Here is a 7,485-nt window from a genome sequence, read left to right on the forward strand (position 1 = left end):
GGGGCGGTTGAGGGTTTTGGGGGTCATGATTGATTTTGTTTTGGTTGGCGTGTTTCGTCTGCCGCGAGGGTTTCGAAGTATTCGGCAAGGCGCCGCGTGCCGAACCGGGGCGCGATCATGTCCATCCCGAGCGCGGTCAGGAAGAACCGCGCCGGTCCACTGACGCGGCGCGGCAGGATCGGCAGGACGGTGAGCGCGGCGCGGCGCAGGGCGTCCGGCAGATGGGTGATGCGCGGCGCGGTCCCGAGGGCGGCGAAGGCGGCGCGGGCAATCTCGCCCTGGGTCATCACGTCGGGCCCGCCGACCTCGGCCCAGCCCCGCCCGGCTTCGGTCGCGTCGGCGACGGCCATTGCCAGGTCGGCGCCGTGGATGGGGTTGAGGCGCTGCGTGCCATCCCCGAAAAGCCACACGCGGCCGCGCCGGGCCATGTCCAGGATCTCGGCCATGTCGGAAAAGAAGCCGGTGGGCGCGATCACCGTCGCGGGCATGTCGCAGGCCCGAAGCGCGTCCACGAAGGCGGCCTTGGCATCGATCAGCGGCACGCCCGGCATGTCCTCCGCGTGCAGGACGTGGATGTAGGCGAAGCGCTTCACGCGCGCCGCTTCTGCCTCGCGCAGGAGGTTCAGGTTGGCCTGAAAGTCAACGTCCCTGTAGCCCAGCCCGTCGGTCTGCCGGGTGATGCCAAGCGACGAAACGACGAGGTCCATGCCGTCCATGATCCCCGTGAGTGTCTCGGGTCGCGTCGCCTCGGCCTCGACCGTGAGATCTGCCAGGCCTTCGCCCCGCGCGGTGTCGCGCACCAGGGCGGTGACGTGGTGACCTCGGCGCGCGTATTCGGCGCAAAGATAGCGTCCGAGATGGCCGGTCGCTCCGGCAACCAGAACGTTCATGGATCGTCTCCGGGTCAGAGGAAACCGACGCCAAGCGCGGCGGCGGTCATCAGGGCGAGGACGGGCGTCCAGAGCAGGCGCTCCGGGCGAGAGGGGCTCGCGGCGTTGGCGGCGAGGGACAGCAGGGTGAGCCCGAGTGCCGGCCAGAACAGCGCCTCCAGCGGTGCCGGGCCGATGCCGGCCCGGGCGAGCACCGCCCCGGCCATGGTGGCAAGCAGCGCAGCCTGGACCAGCGCCAGCGCCCGCCAGGGGGGCGGCAGGCGGCCCGCAAAGCGGCCGCCGACCGTCAGCCGCCCGAGCGGGGCGCCGGCGGCGTTGGCGACGTGCATCAGCATCGGCAACGCGGCCAGCCCGGCATAGGCGAAGGCGAGTATCTGGGTCATCGACCGGTCCTCACCGCCAGCGCGGGCGCCGCGCCGGAAAGGGCCGATGCGTTGCGCGTGGTCGTTCGTCCGGCAGCCCGGGATCGCCCGAGATATGCCGGTGCGGACGGGTGCGCCGCCGTGCCAACCGGCGCGCGCCTTTGGTCAGAAGGTGGTGAAGGCCGGCCCTGCGGGTACAGGTGTCGTGCATCGCGCCCTCCCACAGGTCACGCCCGCATGGCCGCTGCCGCGCAGACCCCGAGCAGGGCGGCCGGCGCAGGAGGGGCTATCAGCATCGGGTTCATGTCGTGTGTCCTTCGACTGTCGAATGTGTCGAGGGAGGATATACCCGTTCGTGCCGGGGCGCGGCATGACCGCAGGGATCAACGGATTGACCGCGCATGTCAATTCGAGAGCCACGCGGTCGGGCTCGCCCCGGTCCAGCGCCGGAAGGCCCGGACGAAGGCCGAAGCCTCGGAAAAACCCAGAAGGTAGGCTGTCTCGCCGACCGAGACCTTGCGCGCGCCGAGGTAATCCATCGCCATCCGGCGGCGCAGGTCGTCGTGCACTTCGGCGAAGGTAACCCCCTCGTCCTTCAGGCGGCGGTAGAGCGTCTGTCGGCTCATGCCGAGGTCCCGGGCGATCCGGTCCATCGACAGCGTTCCTTCGTGCAGATCGGCCAGCATCCGCGCCTCGACACCCGAGCGCACGGTATCATTGGCGGCAAGCTCCGCCAGCAGCCCGTCGGCGTGGCGGGTGAAGACGCCGAAGACGTAGTCCTTGCCGCCGTCGAACGCCTCGTCCAGCCAGACCGGATTGATCCGAAGTGCGTTGCGCGTGGCGCGGAAGGTGACCGGCACCCGGAAAAGCTCGGGATAGCGGTTGGCATGGGGCGGCGGGGCGTAGGTGACTTCGAGCGCCTGTTCGAACGGGTGTTCGGGGGCGGAGCGGCGGAATTCGGAAATGAACCGCGCAAAGCTCGCCTCGGTCGCCATCCAGGTGCCGTCGCAGGGGCGATTGTCCAGCAGCCAGACCGCGTCGTTCTCGCGCTTGAGTTCGAACCGGTCCCGCCCGCCGCGGATCGGCACATCGGCCATCAGGCGGGCATAGCGGTTGAGCTGGACGAGGCTGTGCGGAAAGGAGGTCGAGGCATGGACGATCTGGCCGACGATCGACATCGTCTCGAGCCGCGTCTCGAGCACATGCCGCAGCAGAAGAGAGGTGTCGCCCGTCGTCTGGATCCCGGTGGCGATGAGCGTCTCGTAGGCGGCGACCGGGATGCGCGTGTCCTGATCCACCAGATCGTCATCCGTCAGGCCGGATGCCGCCAGAAGGCCGTCCCGCGGCGCGCCTTCACTCACCGCATAGTCGAGGAACGCGCGCGCGAAACCGGCGGCCATGGTCTGATCGGACATGCGGTGGTCCTCCGGGGTCAGGATGTCGATGCGCCCGGTCATGCCCTTGCCGAACCGGCGCCGACAGAATGTCCGAAGACAATGTGTCAGGACAAGCCCGATGCTGCGCCCCATGTTCGCGCTCATCGCCACCCTTCCCGCTCCCCGCGCCCTCCCGTCCCCGCAGCGCCCCACGACCAAGCCCGTACCGCCGAAAGTGCCGACAAAAGTGACCGCCAAAAATCCCGGACCCGGCCCCAAAAGCACCGCCATCCTGCATCACGGCCGCATCGCTGAAGCACTCAGCAAGCCGCTCGCCATCGTCCTTCTCGGCGGGCAGCGGCACGATCACCGCTCGCTTCTCGCGCTGGCGGGGCTGGACGACACCTGCCGGGTCCTATTCTACGATCAGCGCGGCACGCGACTGTCGGAGCGGGTCACAGTGTAGCAGCTTGGCGTCGCGGATTTACTCGCAGACCTCAATACGCTGATTGCGGCGCCTGGAGTAGGCCCAACCGTGCTGCTTGGCCCTTCCTGGGGCGGCATATTGGCTGTCGCCTGTCTTGGTCACCGCCCCGAGGCGGTCTCCCATGCCGTCTTGATCGAACCCGGTTTCCTTGAGGCTCAAGGCGTTGAGGACTTCGAGACCCGGCGCGCCGTGTTGTCGCGCGGCCCGCGCGTGGCTTGGGCCGGTCTCTTGGCCGGGTTGGAGTCGCGGTTTCCGGGGATACGGAGGCCGACAGTGACAGTATCGTTGGCGCTGTCGTTAAGGCTACCGCCGGTCAGCACCGGACCGACGGCCCAAACCGGACGGGTTCACCGCCATCATTGTCCAATGACTGTCGGAGGATCCCGAGCACCGTCGAAAGTAGCCGCTTGGCACCAAGCAGATGTTTGAAACGGCTCCGCGACGATCACGGCTTCGAAGGTGGGTGAACCGTCTAAAAGGACCATGTTCGCGATCACGGTCGGGGTATCTTGAAGTGCTCGTTTCCCTGGAGCACACGCCGGGTCACGCCCCGGCCGACTTCGGCGAAGCCGTCGTGGTGATGGGAGGGGCGAGTTGAACCGCCGCCGTCTCTCGGCGATCCCTTCATCTTCCTTCGGGTTTCGGCGCAACCCGGCGGGAGTGTGCGCCGGACTGTCTTTGGATCGGCACAAAGCTCGGGACACTTCCTCGTTCAGATACGGTGCGTCACCCACTTTGAAGGCTCGTCCCGCGACGCGCATCATGCGGCGGCCAATGCCGACCGCGCGGGCAATCATGCATCTTGCTGGCACGCATCCAGGCGAACAGCGCTTAATGCCGGAAACGCGATAAGCCAACTGCATCGGTCCAGCAATCCATCAGCGGATTGCACCGACGACCGGGTGCGCTATGGGCCAGCGTTTTCATCGTGGATTGGCATATCCTTATGAGGGTGATGCAAATGGGCCGTAGAGCGGTGACTGGTGCCATGCCCAGGCGCTTTCGATGATGCTGCCGAGTTCTGGATATTCCGGTCTCCATCCCAGAATGTCGCGCGCGCGACGACCGTCCGCTACCAATCGGGCGGGGTCACCTTGCCGGCGGGGAACGATTTCGACGGGTATCGGGCGGCCGGTGACGGACCGCGCAACCTTGACCACCTCACGATTTGAGAACCCTGAGCCGTTGCCAAGATTGAATGCATGCGCACCAGGTGCCCGGTGCATGAATTCGAGAGCCTTGAGATGTGCCATCGCCAGATCGCAGACGTGGACATAATCACGCACGCAGGTGCCGTCCGGCGTGTCGTAATCATCCCCGAAAAGCTGCAGACCGTTCCTCAGACCCAGAGCCGCGAGCAGCACAACGGGGATCAAATGCGTTTCAGGCGTATGCGCCTCGCCAATCTGGCCCGAACGATGCGCCCCCGCTGCATTGAAATACCGAAGTGCAACGGAATTGAGTCCCCATGCGCGCGCCATGTCGGCCAGCACCTGTTCGATCATGCGCTTGGACCATCCATAAGGATTGATCGGCGCAAGAGGATGATCTTCGGAAAGGCGCTCGGTGCGCGGATTGCCAAAGACTGCTGCGGTGGACGAAAACACCAGCTTGTCCACACCGGCGTTGCGCATCGCATCCAGAAGATTGAGCGTACCGGTGACGTTGTTTCGGTAGTACGCCCCAGGGTCGACGACCGACTCCCCCACAGCGATAAGGGCAGCGAAGTGAATGACCGCGTCTATTCGGCGGCCTGCGAACACCGCCGCCAGATCCGCGGTGTTCATTAGGTCGCCAACAACCAGTTCCGCGTCTCCAATGGCGGCCCGGTGGCCTTGGCTGAGATTGTCCAGAACCACGACTTCATGACCCGAGTCGATCAAAAGGCGCACCATATGCGAGCCGATGTATCCTGCACCTCCGACTACCAGAACACTTCGCTTCATGTATTGCTCTCACATTGGAATCGGCACCTGAACTGGTGATCACATAAGCGCGTCACTTCAAAACCCGAAACTTCTCATGTGTAGCTGCGTCGATGCTGTAACTGTCCTCCGACAGCATCTGCTGTGCCAGGGTGGGATCGCAACAAGCGATATTGGGAGGTGCCCAAGTCGGAGACTGTCACGGTCCGGCTCGATCTTGCGAAGAATGTGTTCCGGGTGTCAGGAGCTAACGTTGCAGGTCGGACAGTCCCAAACAGGAAGCTGCGGCTGGCGCAGGTTCTGGAGGTTCTCAGTCTGCCGCCAGCCTGTGTCGTTGCGATGGAAGCGTTCGGTGGAGCAGATTTCTGGGGCTCTGAATCGACAAGCTGGCCTACGAGGTGCGGCTGATCCCACCTGCCGACGTCGACATCCCACGAGGAGTAGACGGACGCCCTTGGTTCTGGAAAAGTCGGGACGCCCACCTTCACTGTGTTGATCTTTGCCTTGCTGACTGCAGAAGTTAGAACCGCAGCCGCGATGACGACGCCAGAGTGTGCCGCAATTTTCATTTCCTTGGAACCGAGCCAATCGACCCGGCTGATGAAGGCCCTTGCGGCGCCTCTGGGCGAGAAGATGTCGCGGCATCAATTTCGGGGCGCCAATGTGCCGGAACTGCTGAAGCGCTACTCGGACCTGAAATGCGCCGTCCGACGGCAAACCGGCCAAGTCGTCCCTTTGATCGCGATTCAGGAGGTCGGCTCGACGGTGTCAGGGGGCACCGCGCATTGGTCGCCGCGGGCATCGAAAGCCATGTGATCGACCCCGCCTCGATCGCGGTATCCCGGCGGCACCACAGAGCCAGGACGGACCGGATCGACGGCGAGGCAATCGTCCGCACTCTGATGGACTGGAAGCGCGGCGAACGCCGTGTTTGCGCCATGCTGCATGTGCCGGGCCCGGAGCAGGAAAATCGTCGCCGTGTATGCGGGGAACTGAAGAGCATGATCGGAGAACGCATCCGGCACTTGACCCGAGTGAAGGGGGAGAATCGTCGCGCGGGGCATCGGACAGTACGAGCCTTGGAACAAGGACCGCCGGAACTGGCTGGAAGAACTGCGTGTCTGAATCGGGCGCCCTCTGCCGCCCCACCTCATGGCGCAGGATATCGTCCGACAGGCTCATGTCGCCCCCAGCGCGGGTGTCGCGGCGGTGACGAAGGCCTTTACGCGTTCAGGATCGACGGGGTTCCACCACACGCCTCCGTTCTTGAGCGATGATGCAACGATGACCGCATCGGCCCGGCCAAGGATCGTGGCGATGTTGTCCGCCGTCAGGCCGGAGCCGACAAGCACCGGCAGGTTGGTGGCCGATGCGACTTCCTCCAGTTCTTCCAGCGTCGCGCTGTTGCCGGTGCGCTGGCCGGTGGCGATCACCGCGTCGGCATCGAAGAACGCCAGATCGCGGGTCAGTTCCGCCACGCTCCGGTCGCCCGTTATGGCATGGCTGCCGTGTTTGACATGGCTGTCGGCGAAAACTTTTATCCCCTCGCCGCGTAGCGCCGCGCGATAGCGCAGCGCCTCGGCAGCGCGACCTTCCATGAAGCCTTCGTTGGCGACATAGGCATTGGCCCACTGGTTGACGCGGATGAACTGCGCCCCGGTGGCGCGTGCGATGGCGAAGGCATGGATCGGCGCGTTGGCCAGCACGTTCACACCCATCGGCACGCCGAAGGCCTGCGTCACCCGGTCCGCCACGACGGCCATGAAGGCGGCGGTTTCGGGTCCGATATCCTCGGGCTTGGAGAACGGGATGTCGCCGTGGTTTTCCACCATCAGCCCGTGGATTCCGTTTTCGACCAGCGCCTCGGCATCGCGCAGGCACGCATCGAGGATGGCGGGCATCGGCGTGCCGTCATAGCGCGGCGCGCCCGGAAACGGCGGGCAGTGGATCATGCCGATCAGCGCCTTGGGCCGCCCGAAGATGTCGCGGATGGCGGTGCCGGTGCTGCTGGAAATGGTCTGCATGTCGGGATGGGTCCGTTCTTTGGATCGTTGGCGCGCAGCGGTCAGCCGCGCCTGCGAAGCGAGAAATTCGCCGTGAAGATCCGGGTGTTGAGCCAGATCGCGATCAGGATGATGGCCCCGGTGACGATCTGCGTGAAAAAGGGCGATATATGCATCAGGATCAGTCCGTTGCCTATGACGGCGATGGTCAGCGCCCCCAGCACGGTCCCGAGGATCGTGCCGCGTCCGCCGAACAGCGAGGTGCCGCCAAGTACCACCGCGGCGATGACCTGCAACTCGAACCCGACGGCCGCGTTCGACGACCCGGACCCCAGCCGCGCCGCGATCAGCAGGCCCGCCACGGCAGAGGCCAGCCCGGTCAGCATGTAGACCGAAGCAATCGTCCAGCGCGCAGGCATGCCGACGCGCCGCGCAGCCTCGG

General features: G+C 65.3%; 8 protein-coding genes and 2 pseudogenes. 4 read left to right on the forward strand and 6 right to left on the reverse strand.

Going from position 1 to position 7,485, the window contains the following annotated elements; translation table 11 throughout:
• Window positions 1–23 precede the first annotated feature (23 nt).
• From DKT77_RS05300 to DKT77_RS05310, 3 genes are all read right to left on the reverse strand, one after another.
• Window positions 24–890 (reverse strand): SDR family oxidoreductase, encoded by an 867-nt coding sequence (locus DKT77_RS05300; protein WP_109810130.1) that lies wholly within the window; start codon window positions 888–890, stop codon window positions 24–26.
• Between the two features lie 14 nt (window positions 891–904).
• Window positions 905–1,273 carry a hypothetical protein gene (locus DKT77_RS05305; protein WP_109810129.1) on the reverse strand — a complete coding sequence of 123 codons (369 nt, stop codon included), beginning with the start codon at window positions 1,271–1,273 and terminating at the stop codon, window positions 905–907.
• A 383-nt stretch (window positions 1,274–1,656) separates the two neighbouring features.
• The gene (locus DKT77_RS05310) at window positions 1,657–2,793 is read right to left on the reverse strand and encodes an AraC family transcriptional regulator (protein ID WP_238547630.1); all 1,137 of its coding nucleotides are present in this window, start codon (window positions 2,791–2,793) and stop codon (window positions 1,657–1,659) included.
• A gap of 82 nt (window positions 2,794–2,875) precedes the next feature.
• Here DKT77_RS05310 and DKT77_RS05315 point away from each other — a divergent pair, with 82 nt between their 5' ends.
• Window positions 2,876–3,094, forward strand: a complete 219-nt coding sequence (locus DKT77_RS05315) for a hypothetical protein (protein ID WP_146204961.1) — start codon at window positions 2,876–2,878, stop codon at window positions 3,092–3,094.
• Window positions 3,095–3,115: 21 nt separating this feature from the next.
• A pseudogene (locus tag DKT77_RS21485) lies at window positions 3,116–3,544 on the forward strand (alpha/beta fold hydrolase); the annotation flags it as partial.
• 515 nt (window positions 3,545–4,059) lie between these two features.
• Here DKT77_RS21485 and galE read toward each other — a convergent pair.
• Window positions 4,060–5,061 (reverse strand): UDP-glucose 4-epimerase GalE, encoded by a 1,002-nt coding sequence (galE, locus tag DKT77_RS05320; protein WP_109810688.1) that lies wholly within the window; start codon window positions 5,059–5,061, stop codon window positions 4,060–4,062.
• A 159-nt stretch (window positions 5,062–5,220) separates the two neighbouring features.
• Between galE and DKT77_RS20870 the strand changes: the two are divergent.
• Window positions 5,221–5,465, forward strand: a pseudogene (locus tag DKT77_RS20870) (IS110 family transposase); the annotation flags it as partial.
• 112 nt (window positions 5,466–5,577) lie between these two features.
• Window positions 5,578–5,856 (forward strand): hypothetical protein, encoded by a 279-nt coding sequence (locus DKT77_RS21625; protein ID WP_146204962.1) that lies wholly within the window; start codon window positions 5,578–5,580, stop codon window positions 5,854–5,856.
• Window positions 5,857–6,218: 362 nt separating this feature from the next.
• Here the strand turns inward: DKT77_RS21625 and DKT77_RS05330 are convergent, their stop codons facing one another.
• Both DKT77_RS05330 and DKT77_RS05335 read right to left on the reverse strand, forming a co-directional pair.
• The gene (locus tag DKT77_RS05330; protein WP_109809928.1) at window positions 6,219–7,064 is read right to left on the reverse strand and encodes a BtpA family protein; all 846 of its coding nucleotides are present in this window, start codon (window positions 7,062–7,064) and stop codon (window positions 6,219–6,221) included.
• A gap of 41 nt (window positions 7,065–7,105) precedes the next feature.
• A partial coding sequence (locus DKT77_RS05335; RefSeq protein WP_420798294.1) for an ABC transporter permease occupies window positions 7,106–7,485 on the reverse strand: 380 nt, incomplete at its 5' end.

The sequence above is a fragment of the Meridianimarinicoccus roseus genome, assembly GCF_003172915.1.
In the GTDB taxonomy this organism is placed as follows: Bacteria; Pseudomonadota; Alphaproteobacteria; order Rhodobacterales; family Rhodobacteraceae; genus Meridianimarinicoccus; species Meridianimarinicoccus roseus.

Coding starts and splice junctions, on each gene's coding strand:
- DKT77_RS05305 (WP_109810129.1), bottom strand. CDS start 1,273: ATGACCCAGATACTCGCCTTCGCCTATGCCGGGCTGGCCGCGTTGCCG.
- DKT77_RS05330 (WP_109809928.1), bottom strand. CDS start 7,064: ATGCAGACCATTTCCAGCAGCACCGGCACCGCCATCCGCGACATCTTC.
- DKT77_RS05310 (WP_238547630.1), bottom strand. CDS start 2,793: ATGAGCGCGAACATGGGGCGCAGCATCGGGCTTGTCCTGACACATTGT.
- DKT77_RS05300 (WP_109810130.1), bottom strand. CDS start 890: ATGAACGTTCTGGTTGCCGGAGCGACCGGCCATCTCGGACGCTATCTT.
- DKT77_RS21625 (WP_146204962.1), top strand. CDS start 5,578: ATGACGACGCCAGAGTGTGCCGCAATTTTCATTTCCTTGGAACCGAGC.
- galE (WP_109810688.1), bottom strand. CDS start 5,061: ATGAAGCGAAGTGTTCTGGTAGTCGGAGGTGCAGGATACATCGGCTCG.